The following is a 16,831-nucleotide window of genomic DNA, read 5'->3' on the forward strand; positions in this document are numbered from 1 at the left end:
CAGGATAAAGACAATGACAGCGAAAATCTTCATCGACGGCGAACACGGTACGACGGGACTGCAGATCCGCACCCGCATGGCCGGCCGCCGCGACGTCGAGCTGCTGTCGATCCCCGAAGCGGAGCGGCGCAACGCCGCCATGCGGGAAGACCTGCTGAACAGCGCCGATATCGCCATCCTCTGCCTGCCGGACGACGCTTCGAAGGAAGCCGTTTCCATGCTCGCCGGCAACAACAAGGTGCGGGTGATCGACACTTCGACCGCCTATCGCATCGACCCGTCCTGGGCCTATGGCTTTGCGGAGATGGACAAGGCCCAGACCGGCAAGATCAGGTCCGCCCGCTACGTCGCCAATCCGGGCTGCTATCCGACCGGGGCGATCGCCCTCATCCGGCCGCTCCGCGCTGCAGGCATCCTGCCTGACGGCTATCCGGTGACGGTCAACGCGATCTCCGGCTATACGGGCGGCGGCAAGCAGCTCATCGCGCAGATGGAAGACCAGTCCAGGGACGATGCGATCAGCGCCAACAACTTCCTCTACGGCCTGACGCTCAAGCACAAGCACGTTCCGGAGATGAAGGTCCACGGCCAGCTCGACCGCGCGCCGCTCTTCTCGCCCTCCGTCGGCCGTTTCGCGCAGGGCATGATCGTTCAGGTGCCGCTCTTCCTCGAAGATCTCAAGGATGGGGCCACGATCGAGGGCATCCACAAGGCGCTGGTCGAGCATTATGCCGGCCAGGACATCGTCACGGTCGTGCCGCCGGAGGAAAGCAGGGCGCTTCCGCGCGTCGATGCGGAAGAGCTTGTCGGCAAGGATACGATGAAGCTCTTTGCATTCGGCACGCCGGGCGGGGCGCATGTCAACCTCGTGGCGCTGCTCGACAATCTCGGCAAGGGCGCTTCGGGCGCCGCCGTCCAGAACATGGACCTGATGCTTTCGGCCTGATGGCGGCGAGCTTCTCCTTCCCCAAGGAATGGCGGGTACAAAGCGCCCGCCGGATCGCCGATACGGTTGTCGGCACCGTCTATGAAGTGACGCGTGCCGGCGGCGAACTCGATATCGCCAAGGTGCTGAAACCGCGGGCGCTGGAGGACAGCCTTCGCGGGGCCGACTTCATGGCCTGGCGGGATGGCATCGGCTGCGTGCGGCTCCTCGCCCGCACCGACGACATTCTCTTGATGGAGCATGCCGGCAAGCTGACGTTGCGCGACCGCCTCGTTTCCCACGGCGATCTCGATGCGACGAGGATCGCGGCCGAGGTGCTGAAGGAATATCACCGCCCGTCCGAAACGTCTCCACCGGCGACCCTGCAGCCTCTTTCGCGCTATTTCGCCAGCCTCTTCAGGAAGGCCGAGGATGACCGCCTCGACGGGACCGCGAGTCCGTTCGTGGAGGCCGCCGGGATGGCCGAGATCCTGATCGCCGGCCAGCGGGACATCAAGCCGCTGCACGGCGACCTGCATCACGAGAACATCATGCTGGGACCGCGCGGCTGGCTGATCATCGATCCGGCCGGACTGATCGGCGATGCGGCGCTCGACATCGCCAACATGTTCTCCAATCCGCTCGACCGCTTCGACCTCACCAGGAACGAAGAGCGCATCGCCTCGATGGCCGGCATCTTCGCCGATACGCTGGGCCGCGACGTCCGCACCGTCCTGCGCTACGCCTTCGCCTATGGCTGCCTGTCCGCCACCTGGCACGACGAGGACGGCAACGGGAAGGACCGGGACGACGAACTGGCCGTCGCTACGGCGATAAGGGCCGTGCTCCGGCAATGCTGAGACACGAAAGTCCGACGGGATAAGGAATTACTGTCGTTCAATTTTCATGAACGATCAGTCGTCTTCACGGCGGATCGTATGGACGAAGAAACCGGTATAGATATGTCCGGGTCTAATTGCACGGGCGGTTTCCATGAGCACTGAGCGTTTTCCGGTCTATTTCATTCCGCATGGCGGCGGTCCCTGGCCTTTCATGGACTTACCGAAGAACGACGCCGGCAGAGGCCCGTGGGACGATCTCGCAGACTTCCTCCGCGGCCTCGACAGCGAGATCGGGCGCAAGCCCAAGGCCGTGCTCGTCGTGTCCGGGCACTGGGAAACCGAACCCGTCCCAACGGTCAGCACCGCGCCCCATCCCGGCATGCTGTTCGACTATTACAATTTTCCGCCGCATACCTATGAACTCAGCTACCCCGCACCGAATTCGCTGGAACTCGCCGCACGCGCCCGACAGCTTCTGGCGGACGCAGGCATGGACTCGGCGGAAAACGCGACACGCGGTTTCGACCATGGCGTCTTCATTCCGTTCATGCTGATCTATCCGCAGGCGGACGTTCCCCTCACCATGATCTCGCTCAGGAACACGCTGGACGCGGAAAGCCATCTGGCGATCGGCAAGGCCCTGGAACCCCTGCGGGACGAGGATGTGCTGATCATCGCCTCCGGCATGACCTACCACAACATGCGCAAGTTCCGGACGGCTGAACCGGATCATGTCGCGGAGGCCGTTCGTTTCGACGACTGGCTGCGCGAAGCCGTGGAAGAGCCCGATCCGAAGGCACGCGCAGACAGGCTATCGACCTGGGACAGCAATCCGGATGCGCTCGCCTGCCATGTGCCGGACCACGACCATCTCGTGCCGCTGTTCGTCGCCGCCGGGGCCGCCGGCGCGGATGCGGGCCGGCGCATCTTCCGAACGGATTATCTCGGCAAGCCCTATTCCGGATACCGGTTCGGCTGAGGCCGGCTCCTCAGGCGCGCCCCGGCGCGGGTTCTTCGGATGCCGGATATTCCCCGACGAAGCCGCGCCAGTGCGCCATGGCAAAGCCGAGGATGATCAAGGCGACGGCCTGATGGGTGAGTGCCAGATCGAGCGGCACCTGCATGAGGAGCGTCCCGATGCCGATTGCGGCCTGCAACGTCACCAATCCGAACAACACGACGGAACGCCGGGCATGCGTCGAGCCCGGCCCGAAGCGAAGCGACACGATCATGTGGGCCAGAACCGCAGCCCATAGCAGGTAAGCGCCGCAACGATGCACGAACTGCACCGTCTTCGGGTTTTCGAAGAGGTTGATCCACCATGGTTGCCGAAGGAAGAGATCGGCCGGGACGAGCGCTCCATCCATCAGTGGCCATGTATTGTAGCTCAGCCCCGCATCGAGGCCCGCGACGAGTGCGCCGAGATAAATCTGGAAGAGGACGAGGAAGGCGATGCCTGCCGCTGCCCGGCTGGAATTCCTCGTCGGCGGTGCGTCATGCGTGTGGGGCGACAGACCGCGCATGATCCACACGCAGGCGGCGAAGATCAGACAGGCGATCACCAGATGCGCGGCGAGCCGGTATTGCGAAACGCTGACGAGCTTGGTCAGGCCGGAGGAAACCATCCACCAGCCGATGAAGCCCTGGAAGCCGCCCAGCGCAAGCACGCTCGCCAGCGGCCAGCGCAGGCGCTTTTCGATGCGGCCGGTCAGCCAGAAGAACAGCAGCGGCAGGGCAAAGATCACGCCGATCGAACGGGCCAGGAAACGGTGCGCCCATTCCCACCAGAAGATCGACTTGAATTCCTCGACCGTCATGTCCCTGTTGATTTCCTGATATTGCGGAATGCGCTGGTAAAGGCGGAATTCCTCGTCCCATTCCCCGGCCGAAAGCGGCGGAATGACACCATGGATCGGCTTCCATTCGGTGATCGAAAGGCCGGAATCGGTCAATCGTGTCGCACCGCCAACCAGCACCAGACAGAAGAGCGTGAAGACGACGACGCCGAGCCAGATACGCACGGCCCTGCGGCTGCGCTCGCGGCGCTTCGTTTCTTTCAGGACATCGATGATAGTTGCATCGGTCGCCGACATGGGGCACGCTCCTGTCGCTCACGCCAGGACGCGATCGCGCGTCCATAACCATTTCGCGTTGCTTTGCCCCATCGCCCCATGCAAAACAAGCCCCGGCGCTTTGCGGCATGCGGTCGCGGATAGGAGACTACGTTTTGGCCCCGCGTTTGAGAAGTTTCATCGGCACCATCCTGATCATCATCCTCGTGATCGTATACGCATTGGCGGCAACGACCGTGGCGACGCTTCTGCTTGCCACCTCCCCCTGGTGGGTGCATTTCCTCTATTTCCTGTTCTCCGGACTTCTGTGGATTCTGCCGGCCATGCTGATCATCAAATGGATGGCCGGGCCCAAAGCATCGGTCCGAAAATCGAAATCGGTTTTCGGGGAGCACGATGCATAGCTTCAGGCCCTGAACGTGATCCGTTTACGGCGAGTTAACCAGAAACGGCGGTTTTGCCGACCATAAACCGATTTTTCGCGCCCCCTTCCTATCCTGCCGGCAAAAGATGGCAGGCGGTGAAGCCATGGGGCAGCGGAAAATCCAGTACGGAGAACAGACCGGCACGGTACCCGGCAAGCCGGAGCACGGCGGGCCTGCGCTTTTTGCCGAACTGCGCCTCGTCTCGACGAGTGACCCGCACTCGCTCGAAGCGGAGTGGCGCCGCCTCGCGGCCTTGCCGGCGAACTCTCTTCACCAGGGGTTTGAATGGTGCCTTGCATGGCGCCAGGCGCACGGGCGTGAGCTTGTCATCGTGCAAGGCGTCGTCAACGGGCGAACACTCCTGGTGCTGCCGTTCGAAATCATCGAGGAAAAGGGCGGTCGGATCGCGCGCTTTCCCGGCGACCGCTTCAACAACATCAATACCGGACTGTTCGACGCCGACCTCGCGATGCCGGATGCGGAGGAGCTCCAGAACTTCGTCTATGCCTTGCGGCTGGCGCTCAAGGACAAGGCCGATCTCGTCGTCCTCGACAACATCCCGCTCGACTGGCGCGGCGTGCGATATCCGTTGGCCGATCTGGCGACGATCGAGAATCAGAACCACTCGTTTCAGCTTCCGCTGCTGACGAGTTTCGAGGCGACGATCGCGCAATTGAACGCCAAGAGCCGCCGCAAGAAGTTCCGCTCATCGAGCCGCAAGCTGGAGGCGATCGGCGGCTACGACCACGTCATCGCCACCGACAGCCGCGAAAGGCACGCCCTGCTCGACCTCTTCTTTCAGCAGAAGGGCGAGAGGCTGACGATGTTCGGCCTGCCGGACGTCTTCCAGGCGCCGGACATCCGGGATTTCTTCCACAGGCTGCTGGACGTGCCGCTCGACGGTTACGACACACCCCTTCTGCTGCACGCGATCCGCCTGCATGGCGAACACGACGGCCATGTGGCGGCCATCGCCGCACTGTCTCGCAAGGGGGACCATGTGATCTGCCAGTTCAGCTCGATCGACGAAAGCATCTGCCCCGAGGCCAGCCCCGGCGAACTCCTGTTCTGGCTGATGATCGAGCGGTCCTGCCGGGAAGGCGCCTCGGTCTTCGATTTCGGCCTGGGCGACCAGCCCTACAAGCGCAACTGGTGCACGCAGGAAACGGTGCAGCACGACATCCTGCTGCCGTTGACCTGGAGGGGAGCGCTCATGCGCCCGCTCCTCCTCGGAGTCACGAAGGCGAAGGTCGCGGTCAAACGTTACCCGTACCTCTATTCGATGCTTCAGCGCTGGCGGGCGGGCCGATGCCCCAGGGCGGGGAAAGCCACGGCGTCCGACGCTCCTTGACCGGATCAGGCCGCGCGGCGGCCGCGGCGCGGCGAACGCCGGTCTCCCGCTTCGGTGATGATCAGCAGGTTGCGGTAACCGGCCTCTTCGAATTCCGCCACCAGCTTTGCCACGTCCTCGTCCCTGAAGCCCGGAACGGAGAGGACGATCTCGGCCATTTCATTGCGGGTCAGGCGCGAAATGCCGGCAATCTCGGCCGGGCCGCATTCGATGAGCACGAGGTCATAGGCATCCGCCAGCGCATCGATGATCATCGCCAGACGATCGGCGCCGCGCATGGCCAATGCCGGATCGGAAGCGCCATGCGGGATGATATGCGCATCGGAACGCCGGTCGCGATGGATCGCATCGCCGAAGGCGGTTTCACCGCACAGAAGATCGGTGATGCCGGGAAGCCTGGGACTATCCGCCATCAGGTGCGTCGGGCAGGCGGAGCCGGTCATATCGACCAGAACGACGGTGCGACCGCGCTCGGCGATCTCGCGGGCCAGCGCCACGGTCGCGGTCGACCCCTCGTCACCGCCCGGTGAAATGGCGATCGCCACCGGAGTATCGTGGCGCTGCAGGTAATATGCGACGGAGCCGATCGTGAAGCTCCGCTCCTCGCTTCCCGACGCCCCGGCCTCTTCTTCAACCTCTTGCTCCCGAACCTCCTCGATGACGTTCGCGCGGGCTTTCGCGGCAGCCGCCTTCGCATCCTCGCGCACCGGTTCCGGCCGGTCGAAACGCGCGGCCTCGGCCTGCATCTGGTGGACCGGCAGCGGCGCAGCGGCGACCGGCTCGGCGGGAACTTCGGCAGGCGCCGGTAGGGGTGCCGGCTGGTCTTCGATATCATGCTCGATAGTATTCGACGGGCGCAGCGCGCGGCCGCTGAAGAGCTCGATGACCATGACGATCAGGCAACCCAGAATGAAGGTCGCCAGAGAGACGACAATCACGATCGGGATGATCTTCGGGAAATAGGGCTCGGAGGGTTCGACGGCACGCGAAACGACGCGGGCGTCGGCCGGGCTGGAATTGCTGTCGAGGCGGGAGCTCGCCTCGCGATAGCGGGCAAGATAGGTTTCGAGGAGCTGGCGCTGTGCGGTGGCCTCGCGTTCGAGGGCGCGCAAGCCCACTTCCTCTTCGCCGGCCCTGGCGGAATCCGCCTTCAGCCCGTTGAGCTGCGCGATCAACTGACGTTCGCGCAGCCGCGACACTTCCGCCTCGTTGTCGAGGCTTGCGAGGATTTTCTTCGTCTCGGCGTCGATCTGCTGGCGGATGCCGGAAAGCTGGGCGCGCAGGCCCCGCAGCCGTGGATGGCCATCCAGCAGCGACGTGGACTGATCGGATATCTGGGCCTGAAGGTTGGCTTCCGCCTCCTTCAGACGCTGGATGACCTGCGAACCGACGACGTCCGCCAACGTATCGGATGCGCGTCCGGCCTTGAGCGCGGCGCGGACGTTTTCTGCGCGCGCCTCGGCATTCGCGCGTTCCGCCCGCACGCGGGCGAGCTCGGTGGAAATGTCGTTGAGCTGCTGGCTCGAGAAACTGTTGGTTTCGGTCGTCTGGAAGAGGCCGTTGGAAGACCGGTAGTCCGCCACCTGCCGCTCCGCCTCCTTGACCTTCCGGGTCAGGTTGGCGATCTCCGGCTCCAGCCACTTGGCCGTTTCGGAATGGGTGTCGAGCTTGGCATTGCTCTGGATCTGGAGATAGACCTCCGCCATCTTGTTGGGGATGTCGGCCGCGAGCCTCGGATCGCGCGAGGAGAACTCGATGGCGATGACGCGTGAATTCTCGACCGGATAGACCTCCAGCTTCTCACGGAACTCCTGGATCACGCGGTCTTCCGGGTCGAGCTGCATCGGGTCCTGCTTGAGACCGATCAGCACGAGCGGATCGGGAAACAAGGACTGCGCGGCCGGATCGAACTCCTTGAGATCGGAAAGCTTGAGGTCACGGACGACCCGCTTGATCAGGTCGGTCGATTGCAGGAGCTGGGCCTGGCTGGTGACATTGAGCGAATCGAGAACCGGGTCGTTCGCCTGGGGAGCGCCCTCTCCGGCAGCAAGATTGGGCGAGCGGGATTCGATGAGAAGCCGCGTCTCGCCCTTGTAGCTCGGCTTCATCAAGCTGGTCCCGACCAGGGCGACGGCGGCGGCGACGATGGTGGCCCCGATGATCCTGGCCTTGCGCTCCCAGACCGCCGAGATGATCCGCCCGAGATCGATGTCCACGTCCTGATTGCTGCCATTCACGCCTGACATGATACGCTCCAACTGATCGGTTTCGATCAATGGTAAAGGATCATGGTAACGCGAGGGTTAATGACCGTCCCGAAGGGTCGGCCGCCTTGAGAAAGCGCAAATCTCGCATTCTCTTTACCGGGCATTAACCCTAACGGATCGATAACGGGCTCAATGCCATGAACAGCCGGAGCCCCGAACGCGAAATGTCCTTCGCTCGTCCCCAACATGTGCTGGCGCTCGCCCTTGCCGTCGCCGCGACAGCGCTTGCCGGCTGCACGAGCTACGCGCCGGCGCCGAAAAGCTTTCAGGAAGCGACGGTCCAGCCCTACCGCCTCGACAGCGGCGACCGGTTACGCGTCAGCGTCTTCGAGCAGCCGGGCCTCACCAACACCTATACGGTCGACCAGGCCGGCTACATCGCGTTTCCACTGATCGGCCAGATGGCGGCCCGCGGCCAGACGCTGCCGGCGCTGGAAGGCGCCATCGCCGCGCGACTGCGGCAAGGCTATCTCCGCGATCCGGACGTCACCATCGAGATCGACCGTTATAGGCCGGTCTTCGTGATGGGCGAAGTGGGACGGCCGGGACAATATTCCTATGTTCCGGGCATGACCGCGCAGAACGCGGTCGCGATCGCCGGAGGCTTCACGTCCCGCGGCAACCAGCGCGACATCGACGTGACCCGCAAGATCAACGGCCAGGTGATCACCGGCCGCACCACGATCTCCGCGCCGGTCCTGGCGGGCGATACGATCTATGTCCGCGAGAGGCTGTTCTGACCAGATCATGGCCGAGAGCGCTCCCCTGCGGATACTCCACTGCTTCAGATCGCCCGTCGGCGGGATTTTCCGCCATGTGCGCGACCTCGTCGAGGAGCATCGGGCGGCCGGCCACGAGGTCGGCATCCTGTGCGACAGCTCGACCGGCGGAGCGCACGAGGACAGGCTTTTCGACAGCATCAGGCCGCAGCTTTCGCTCGGTCTCAACCGTATTCCCATGCGCCGCGCGATCGCACCGTCCGATCTCGTCGCGATCTACAAAAGTTACAAGCACATCAAAAGTTTGCGGCCGGACATATTGCACGGGCACGGCGCCAAGGGTGGCGTCCTTGCCCGGCTGATCGGCTCAGCCCTGCGGGTCAACAGGTATCGCGTAGCCCGCCTCTATTCTCCGCATGGCGGCAGCCTGCATTTCGACCCGTCCACTCTCTCCGGACAGGCCGTATTGCGGCTGGAACGCTTCCAGGAGCGCCTCGGCGACGCGATCGTCTATGTCTGCGAGTACGAACGGCGCACCTACGAAGCCAAGGTCGGAAAGCCGCGCACGATCACCCGGGTGATCTACAACGGCATCAAGGACAGCGAGTTCGAAAGGATCACCACGGACGATGCGGCGCCGCATTTCCTCTATATCGGCATGCTGCGCGACCTCAAGGGACCGGACGTCTTCATCGACGCCTTCGCCCGCACCGAACGGGCCGTCGGCCATCCGCTTTCCGCACTCATGATCGGCGACGGGCCGGACCGCGACCGCTACGAGGCGATGATGGCCGAACGCGGCCTCGGCCGCCGCATCCAGATGCGCCCCGCCATGCCGACGCGCGAGGCCTTCGCCATGGCCAAGATCGTCGTCGTCCCCTCCCGCGCCGAGGCCATGCCGTATATCGTGCTGGAAGCGCTGGCGGCCGGCAAGGCGGTGATCGCCACGCGGGTCGGCGGCATTCCCGAGGTTCTCGGTGAAACGAGTGCGGCGCTTGCCAGCCCCGGCGACGCAGAGGATCTTGCCCGCGTCATGGGCCAGGCCATCACCACGCCCGGCTGGAGAGAGGAGATCATGCCCAGGCCGGAGGCTTTCAAGGCGGTCTTTTCCGCCTCGGTCATGGCCCGCGAGATGCTCGGGCTGTATCAAAATCTGCTAGGCTCCGGGCCTGTTGCGGGACGCGGCTAAAGGCTTCCTTCACCTCTTCCTGCTACTGGGTTCCCATTGCTTCCAGCTCCATCAGGACGGGGAAGGCAAAGGGATAGGCGATGAACCAGCCAAACAAGTCCGAACAGTTCGACGTGGAAAGCCTTCGCAGGAAGGTTTCGGAAATCCGGACCGGCGACGGGAAGCAGGTCGAGGCAAACGCTCCCGAGCTCAATCCGCTCGCCCGCCAGATCGCCGAGCAGTTCAGAAACGACAGCACGTCTCCGACCATGCTGATCGGCCAGTTCCGCCTGTTCGAACTGGCGGCACTGCTCGCGATCAGCCTTCTCGTCGGCGCCCTGATGGCTCCGATCGAAGCCGGCGACTTCCTTGCCCGTTTCGCCCTCATCGCATCCGGCGTCACTTTCACCGTTCTTCTGCTGCAGCTCGCCGACACCTACCAGATCCCTTCGCTGCGCAGTGCGAGCCGCACGGCCCGGCGCGTTCTCATCGCATGGACGATCGGTTTCGCGGCGACGGCGGCCGTCCTCTATCTTGCAGAACCGCGCCCTTATTCCCTCTCCGCCCTTACCGTCTGGTTCTTCACCGGGGCCGTCTTCCTGTTCCTCGAACGGCGACTTACCGCCTTTGCCATCCGCAACTGGGCCCGCAACGGCGTGATGGAACGCCGCGCGGTCATCGTCGGCGGCGGCGAGCCCGCCAAGCGTCTCGTGCGCGAGCTCGAACAGCAGCCGGACAACGACATCCGCATCTGCGGCATCTTCGACGACCGCGGCAGCGAACGCTCGCCGACCGTGGTCGCCGGCTACCCGAAACTCGGCACCTTCGCGGAGCTGGTGGAATTTGCAAGGCTCGCCCGCATCGACATGCTGATCATCGCGCTGCCCGCATCCGCGGAGCAACGCATCCTCCAGCTCCTGCGCAAGCTGTGGGTGCTGCCGGTCGACATCCGGCTGGCCGCCCATGCGAACCGCCTGCGCTTCCGCCCCCGCTCCTATTCGCATGTGGGCGCGGTGCCGATGTTCGACATCTTCGACAAACCGATCCGCGACTGGGACTCGGTTGCCAAACGCATCTTCGACATCGCCTTTTCGCTGGTCGCGATCACCCTTCTCTGGCCGGTCATGCTCGCCGCCGCGATCGCCGTGAAGGCCAATTCCAAGGGGCCGGTCCTTTTCCGGCAGAAACGCCACGGTTTCAACAACGAGGTGATCGAGGTCCTGAAGTTCCGCTCCATGTACACGAACATGAGCGACCAGAGCGCCATCAAGGCCGTCACCAAGAGCGATCCGCGCGTAACCCCCGTCGGGCGCTTCCTGCGCAAGTCCTCGATCGACGAACTGCCGCAGCTCTTCAACGTGCTGCGCGGCGAACTCTCCCTGGTCGGTCCGCGCCCGCACGCGGTGAGCGCCCAGACCGGGACGCGCAAATACGTGGACGTGGTGGAGAGCTATTTCGCGCGCCATCGCGTCAAGCCCGGCGTCACCGGCTGGGCGCAGATCAACGGCTTGCGCGGTGAACTCGACAGCGACGAGAAGATCCGCGCCCGCACGGCCTACGACCTCGACTACATCGAGAACTGGTCGCTGCTCTTCGATCTGAAGATCCTGTTCCTGACGCCGGTCCGGCTGCTCAACACGGACAACGCCTATTGAGCACGGTCGCCTACGGTCCCCATCATCCCGGAAACTTCGACGGCCGGCTGGCCGCCTTCAGGCTTGCCGGCTCCGGGATGATCGCCTTCAGCGTCTTTCTCTCCGGCTTCGTGATCTCGGAACCCGCGCCCTATGAACTGATGATGGTCATCCAGATCGCCATCTGGTTCCTCCTGGGCCTGAAGATATCGCGCACCGTGGCCCCCCTCCTCGTCCTGCTCATGGTCTTCAACCTGAGCGGCCTCACCTCCATGTTCGTCATGAAGGACATGAGCGGGGCGCCGATATATTTTGCGGTCTCGACCTTTCTGGCGCTGAGTTCGGTCTTCTACGCGGCGATCATCGAGAATGACCACCGGCGGCTGAACCTGATCTTCAAGGCCTGGGTGACGGCGGCGATCATCACCGCACTGCTCGGCATTCTCGGATATTTCAACGCCTTTCCCGGCGCGCATGTCTTCACCCGCTACAATCGCGCGATGGGCGCCTTCCAGGACCCGAACGTCTTCGGTCCCTATCTCGTCGCGCCGCTGCTCTACCTTCTCTACCGACTGCTGACGGGACCGCTCACAAGGGCGCCTCTCCTCATTCTCGGCATTCTGGTCCTGGCGCTCGGCATCTTCCTGTCCTTCTCGCGCGCCGCATGGGGCCTCCTCGTCTTTGCAGGCGCCGCTCTGGTCGTCGTCATGCTGCTCAAGGAGCGGACGACCGCCTTCCGGTTCAAGATCCTGGCGATCGCCGTTGGCGCCGCGGTCTTCCTCGTCCTGGCGCTGGCGATCGCCCTGCAGTTCCCTCAGGTCTCGGACCTCTTCACCAACCGGGCGAGGCTGGTGCAGGAATATGACGGCGCCCGCCTCGGCCGGTTCGAGCGCCACAAGATCGGCTTCCTGATGGCCATGGAACGGCCGCTCGGCCTCGGCCCCATGGCGTTCGGCAAGATATTCGGCGAGGACGAGCACAATATCTGGCTGAAGACGCTCACCACCTATGGATGGCTCGGCGCGGTCACCTATCAGATCATGATCTGGTCGACGCTCTGGCTCGGTTTCCGCTACATGCTGCGCGAGCGGCCATGGCAGCCCTATCTGATGATCGCGTGGGTGATGATCCTCGGCCATGCGATCATCGGGAACGTCATCGACACCGACCACTGGCGGCATTTCTACCTGCTGCTCGGCATCGTCTGGGGCTGCGCCGCGCTGGAACATCGCCATGGCCGGGCCCGCTCTCCATCTCCCGCATCCGCCCCCGTCCGGGCTTGACTTCCGGCCGGGGCGCGTCAGATTATCTGGCATGCTGACGGTGTCTCAACTGCGCGCCGCGCGCGCCATGGCGGGAATGACGGTGGACGAAGTTGCCGCCGCATCCGGCCTTTCCCGATCCGCGATCAAGGAAGCCGAAGCCGCGCAGGTCTTTGCCAATGCCGACGTCACGGAACGGCTACGCACCATCTTCGAATCGAGAGGCATCCTCTTTCTCGGAGCCGGCGAAGGCGACGACCCCGGAGCGGGACCGGGCGTACGTCTGCGCCGGCAGTTCCATGACGAAGGCATACGCCCGCAAAACCTCAATGCAGCGAATGACGACTGATGGGGTCTTTGCGGGAACTCCTTGACTGACATGCTTTCCCCGCCGCTTGAAATCGTGCAGGGAGTTACGTGTGACGCACGCCGACAATCTCCACTTTATTACAGGCTCTTTGATCCTGATCATTGCAGCCGCCGGCTTCTGAATCTATCGGGAAGAAACGAAGCCGGATGGTGTCCAGATCAGGATCGTCCGAGAATGGTATAAAAGTCCAATAGACCTGCCGGTTACTGTGGATATATTTTTTTAATAATAAAAGCGCAGAGTTACAGGAACGAAAATTCACTATCCGCGTTAGGGTTCGAATAATGAAAAGGGGAAATTTATGACGACACATCTCAAGATCGGCGAAATCGAGAACAAGAATCCCAAGAAGGTCTGGAGCGTGGTGGAATTCGCCAAGCGTTACCGTCTGGATCGCGAGGAGGAAGCCCGTCTCCTGAAGCTACTCGGACCGTTTGCCTCGCAGCAGGAGCTTCTGATGAACGCCAGCCGGGCTCCGCGTTTCCGCTAGGCGTCGCGTCTCAATTACGGAGAACAGGTCCACCCGGCTCACCGCCTGAAGCCCGAATGTGGACGAATTCGACTTCCCCGCTTCCCCTTCCCACGCTGATTTCTCCCGAACCCGATCCCTGCGGGAGCCACGCGTACGAACCCCTCCGGAAAATCCGCCTTTCCGCTGCCATCGGTCGAAGGACGACCGGGCGCTTCTTTTCCCTTCGAATGCCACGCGCTGATCCGGGATGTCCGATACCGCGGGTCCGGGATACTTCCGGCCCCTTGGCCGGATCGGAAGCCTTTTACCGCTTGTCCTCACAAAGCTGGGGCGGGTTCGGGATTTTTTCCTTGCACGGGGAGTGTCATCTCAGTATGGAGAGCTTGCTTCGCATGAAGCTGGTCGGGGCGTAGCGCAGCCCGGTAGCGCACTTGACTGGGGGTCAAGGGGTCGCTGGTTCGAGTCCAGTCGCCCCGACCATTTAATCCCCTTGAAATCTCAGTCAGTTCCAATCGCGCAATCACGGCACGGCGAACACGGCCTGTCCGCCCCGCCGGGGCGGGACGAACAGCGATCGGATCGGGCAGCCTCGATCAATAGGGCGAAATGCACTGGCGGCGCGGGCCGTAATAGGGCTGGAACGTGTTGTCGTAAGCCCTGTAGGACCGATAGCGGGAATAGCACCAGTTCACATGGGTGTTGCCGCCCACGTAGCGCCGCTGCGGCGCATAGTAGCGGGGCCTGACATAACGCGGCTGCGCCAGCGCACCGCCGATGATGGCGCCGGCGGCAAAGCCCCCGATGATCGCACCCACATTCGGCCCATGGCGGTGACGGCGATAATAACGATCACGATCATAACGGCGGCGCTCCCAGCGGTCGTAACGATCCCAGCGATCGCGGCGATCCCAGCGCCCGCCCCGTTCACCATAACGCCAGTACTGCACCTGCTGAACCTGCTGCGGCGCTTCGATCTTCGGCGCGCTGACCGACGGGAATGCCTGGGCCGGCGCGATGCCGCTGAAAGCCGTGACCAAGGACAAGGCGACGACGGCGAGCTTTTTCATGATTCACCTCCTTTGATCCTTCCGAATGGAGGGATGATCCTCCTTTCGATCTGAACCAGAGGTGAATGGTAAATTCAGTTTAACGTTCCCGCAGGTTGAAAATTTGAAGCCCCGTTACCGCACCTGGTCGAGCAGGCGCTTGCACTCCAGCAAATCGAACAGCGCCTCCTGCAGGAGCGCGCGGTCCTCCTTGCCGACACTCGACTTTCCGATCGATACTTCCGGCAGGTCGTCGTCATGGGAAGAGCCGAAGCCGAAGAAGCGGCCGCTCGGCTTCACCTTCGGCCGCCCGACGATCTGGTCCTCTTCCGCACCGCTGATCTTCGGCTCGACGTGCTTCTCGTTGTTTGCCGCCATGATCGCTTCCATGGTGGCAAGATCGCCGGAGGCGATCGCGGCGACGAACTTGTTGCCGTTCGTCTTCAGGAGCTTCTGGACGCCCTTGATCGTGTAGCCGTGGTCGTAGAGCAGGTGGCGGATGCCCTTCAGCAGGTCGACGTCCTCCGGGCGATAGTAACGCCGCCCGCCGCCGCGCTTCATCGGCCGGATCTGCGGAAAGCGTGTCTCCCAGAAGCGCAGCACATGCTGAGGCAGGTCGAGATCGTCCGCGACCTCGCTGATCGTACGAAAGGCGTCCGGGCTCTTGTCCAAGTATCACTCTCCAAACAGCGAACTGCCGACTGCCACCGGCGACGGGCTTTCAGCCCCTCCGAAGCATGTCCGGTGATTATGCGGCGAATCGAACATATCTCAACGGTTTGGGCCGAGAGATTCAAGTATGTTCACAGGATTGGAAAGGATGGCAGCCGTCGTCAGGCGACCGGGCTTGCCGGCTTCTGCTTCGCCTTGCGTGCGGTATGCGCCTTCAGGATGCGCTGCTTGAGCACGTTGGAAGCCTTGAAAGTCATCACCCGGCGCGGTGAAATCGGCACTTCCTCGCCGGTCTTCGGGTTACGGCCGATCCGCTCGTTCTTCGCGCGCACCTGGAATGTCGCGAAGGAAGAGAGCTTGACGACCTCCCCGCGGACGATGGCATTGCAGATCTCGTCGATAACCGTTTCTACCAGTTCAGCCGATTCCGTCCGCGAAAGCCCGACCTTGCGGAACACCGACTCCGCCAGGTCCGCTCGTGTCACTGTCTTGCCGGCCATGGTCCCCGCCCAATTTTCGAAATTGATCTTGTCAAAGCCGATAGAGAGTATTTTGCTTGGGCGCGAGGGTCAAGCACCTGTGTTCAATCGATTATTTACGTTTTGGATCAGCGGTATATCATTACCACCGCACGAGCAGCGCCCCCCAGGTGAACCCGCCGCCCATGGCTTCGAGCATCACCAGGTCGCCTTTCTTGATGCGACCGTCGCCGGCTGCAACGGAAAGGGCGAGCGGGATCGAGGCGGCGGACGTGTTGCCGTGCAGGTCGACCGTCACCACTACCTTCTCCAGGGGGATGCCGAGCTTCTTCGCCGAGCCGTCGATGATGCGGCGGTTGGCCTGATGCGGCACAAGCCAGTCGAGGTCCTCCGCGGTCGTGCCGGTCGCGTCGAACGCGGCTTCGATCACGTCGGTGATCATGCCGACCGCGTGCTTGAAGACCTCACGGCCTTCCATCCGCAGGTGGCCGACGGTGCCGGTCGTCGACGGCCCGCCGTCGACATAGAGCTTTTCCTTGTGCGTGCCGTCGGAACGCAGATGCGCGGTCAGGATACCGCGATCGGCATTCGTCCCCCCGCCCTCCTGCGCCTCCAGGACGAGTGCGCCGGCGCCATCCCCGAAAAGCACGCAGGTGGTCCGGTCCTTCCAGTCGAGGATGCGGGAAAAAGTTTCGGCGCCGATGACCAGCACGCGCTTGGCCATGCCGCCGCGAATATGCATGTCGGCAGTCGCCATGGCGTAGACGAAGCCGGAGCAGACCGCCTGCATGTCGAAGGCATAACCATGGCTCATGCCGAGCCGTTTCTGGATGTCGACCGCCGTTGCCGGGAAGGTATTGTCGGGTGTCGAGGTCGCGACCAGCACGAGGTCGATATCGTCCGGCGTCAGTCCCGCGTTGTCGAGGGCCGCGCGCGCTGCGGCGGCGCCAAGCGAGGCCGTCGTTTCCCCCTCGCCCGCGACGTAGCGCTGGCGGATGCCCGTGCGCTGGACGATCCATTCATCGGAGGTTTCGACGATGCCTTCCATTTCCTTGTTGGAGACTACCCGCTTCGGGAGCGCTGCCCCGTAACCGCGAACCACTGAACGGATCATTCTGCGTCACATC

The 16,831-nt window shown here is 63.2% G+C and carries 17 protein-coding genes and 1 tRNA gene; 12 read left to right on the top strand and 6 right to left on the bottom strand.

Annotated features, from left to right (window positions below; all coding sequences use genetic code 11):
* Positions 1–13 precede the first annotated feature (13 nt).
* The 3 genes from argC (at position 14) to ACFFP0_RS19780 (ending at position 2,746) form a co-directional block, all read left to right on the top strand.
* On the top strand, positions 14–946 hold the full coding sequence (gene argC, locus ACFFP0_RS19770; RefSeq protein ID WP_377263917.1) for an N-acetyl-gamma-glutamyl-phosphate reductase: 933 nt from the start codon (positions 14–16) through the stop codon (positions 944–946).
* On the top strand, positions 946–1,785 hold the full coding sequence (locus ACFFP0_RS19775) for an aminoglycoside phosphotransferase family protein (RefSeq protein ID WP_377263918.1): 840 nt from the start codon (positions 946–948) through the stop codon (positions 1,783–1,785). The genes argC and ACFFP0_RS19775 overlap by 1 nt, the downstream gene beginning before the upstream one ends.
* Positions 1,786–1,918: 133 nt before the next feature.
* Positions 1,919–2,746, top strand: coding sequence for a DODA-type extradiol aromatic ring-opening family dioxygenase (locus ACFFP0_RS19780; RefSeq protein WP_377263919.1), 828 nt, complete (start codon positions 1,919–1,921; stop codon positions 2,744–2,746).
* Between the two features lie 10 nt (positions 2,747–2,756).
* On the opposite strand, the gene ACFFP0_RS19785 is transcribed toward ACFFP0_RS19780, so the two are convergent.
* Positions 2,757–3,860 carry a COX15/CtaA family protein gene (locus tag ACFFP0_RS19785; RefSeq protein ID WP_377263920.1) on the bottom strand — a complete coding sequence of 368 codons (1,104 nt, stop codon included), beginning with the start codon at positions 3,858–3,860 and terminating at the stop codon, positions 2,757–2,759.
* A 107-nt stretch (positions 3,861–3,967) separates the two neighbouring features.
* On the opposite strand from ACFFP0_RS19785, the gene ACFFP0_RS19790 reads away from it, so the two are divergent.
* Positions 3,968–4,243 carry a DUF2842 domain-containing protein gene (locus ACFFP0_RS19790; RefSeq protein WP_377263921.1) on the top strand — a complete coding sequence of 92 codons (276 nt, stop codon included), beginning with the start codon at positions 3,968–3,970 and terminating at the stop codon, positions 4,241–4,243.
* A gap of 124 nt (positions 4,244–4,367) precedes the next feature.
* Positions 4,368–5,615: a GNAT family N-acetyltransferase gene (locus tag ACFFP0_RS19795; RefSeq protein WP_377263922.1), complete on the top strand. Its 1,248-nt coding sequence runs from the start codon at positions 4,368–4,370 to the stop codon at positions 5,613–5,615.
* 5 nt (positions 5,616–5,620) lie between these two features.
* Here the strand turns inward: ACFFP0_RS19795 and ACFFP0_RS19800 are convergent, their stop codons facing one another.
* Positions 5,621–7,861 (bottom strand): GumC family protein, encoded by a 2,241-nt coding sequence (locus tag ACFFP0_RS19800; protein WP_377263923.1) that lies wholly within the window; start codon positions 7,859–7,861, stop codon positions 5,621–5,623.
* Between the two features lie 185 nt (positions 7,862–8,046).
* On the opposite strand from ACFFP0_RS19800, the gene ACFFP0_RS19805 reads away from it, so the two are divergent.
* The 7 genes from ACFFP0_RS19805 to ACFFP0_RS19835 all read left to right on the top strand — a co-directional run bounded on the left by ACFFP0_RS19805 (position 8,047) and on the right by ACFFP0_RS19835 (position 13,987).
* Positions 8,047–8,622, top strand: a complete 576-nt coding sequence (locus ACFFP0_RS19805; protein WP_377264337.1) for a polysaccharide biosynthesis/export family protein — start codon at positions 8,047–8,049, stop codon at positions 8,620–8,622.
* A 7-nt stretch (positions 8,623–8,629) separates the two neighbouring features.
* A complete protein-coding gene (locus tag ACFFP0_RS19810; RefSeq protein WP_377263924.1) occupies positions 8,630–9,790 on the top strand; it encodes a glycosyltransferase family 4 protein in 1,161 nt (386 codons plus the stop codon).
* Between the two features lie 80 nt (positions 9,791–9,870).
* Positions 9,871–11,424, top strand: coding sequence for an undecaprenyl-phosphate glucose phosphotransferase (locus ACFFP0_RS19815; RefSeq protein ID WP_377263925.1), 1,554 nt, complete (start codon positions 9,871–9,873; stop codon positions 11,422–11,424).
* A complete protein-coding gene (locus tag ACFFP0_RS19820; protein WP_377263926.1) occupies positions 11,421–12,686 on the top strand; it encodes an O-antigen ligase family protein in 1,266 nt (421 codons plus the stop codon). Before ACFFP0_RS19815 ends, ACFFP0_RS19820 begins: the two co-directional genes overlap by 4 nt.
* A 31-nt stretch (positions 12,687–12,717) precedes the next feature.
* Complete coding sequence (locus ACFFP0_RS19825) at positions 12,718–13,014, top strand: helix-turn-helix domain-containing protein (protein ID WP_377263927.1); 297 nt, start codon at positions 12,718–12,720, stop codon at positions 13,012–13,014.
* Positions 13,015–13,336: 322 nt separating this feature from the next.
* Positions 13,337–13,525, top strand: a complete 189-nt coding sequence (locus tag ACFFP0_RS19830; protein ID WP_377263928.1) for a hypothetical protein — start codon at positions 13,337–13,339, stop codon at positions 13,523–13,525.
* Between the two features lie 385 nt (positions 13,526–13,910).
* A tRNA-Pro gene (locus tag ACFFP0_RS19835) sits at positions 13,911–13,987 on the top strand.
* A 113-nt stretch (positions 13,988–14,100) separates the two neighbouring features.
* Here the strand turns inward: ACFFP0_RS19835 and ACFFP0_RS19840 are convergent.
* From ACFFP0_RS19840 to ACFFP0_RS19855, 4 genes are all read right to left on the bottom strand, one after another.
* A complete protein-coding gene (locus ACFFP0_RS19840; protein WP_377263929.1) occupies positions 14,101–14,574 on the bottom strand; it encodes a BA14K family protein in 474 nt (157 codons plus the stop codon).
* A 114-nt stretch (positions 14,575–14,688) separates the two neighbouring features.
* Positions 14,689–15,225: a MerR family transcriptional regulator gene (locus tag ACFFP0_RS19845; protein ID WP_377263930.1), complete on the bottom strand. Its 537-nt coding sequence runs from the start codon at positions 15,223–15,225 to the stop codon at positions 14,689–14,691.
* A gap of 161 nt (positions 15,226–15,386) precedes the next feature.
* Positions 15,387–15,725: an integration host factor subunit alpha gene (locus ACFFP0_RS19850; protein ID WP_377263931.1), complete on the bottom strand. Its 339-nt coding sequence runs from the start codon at positions 15,723–15,725 to the stop codon at positions 15,387–15,389.
* 121 nt (positions 15,726–15,846) lie between these two features.
* The gene (locus ACFFP0_RS19855) at positions 15,847–16,818 is read right to left on the bottom strand and encodes a beta-ketoacyl-ACP synthase III (RefSeq protein WP_377263932.1); all 972 of its coding nucleotides are present in this window, start codon (positions 16,816–16,818) and stop codon (positions 15,847–15,849) included.
* Positions 16,819–16,831 lie beyond the last annotated feature (13 nt).

It is taken from the genome of Neorhizobium puerariae, assembly GCF_042429745.1.
Classification (GTDB): domain Bacteria; phylum Pseudomonadota; class Alphaproteobacteria; order Rhizobiales; family Rhizobiaceae; genus Neorhizobium; species Neorhizobium puerariae.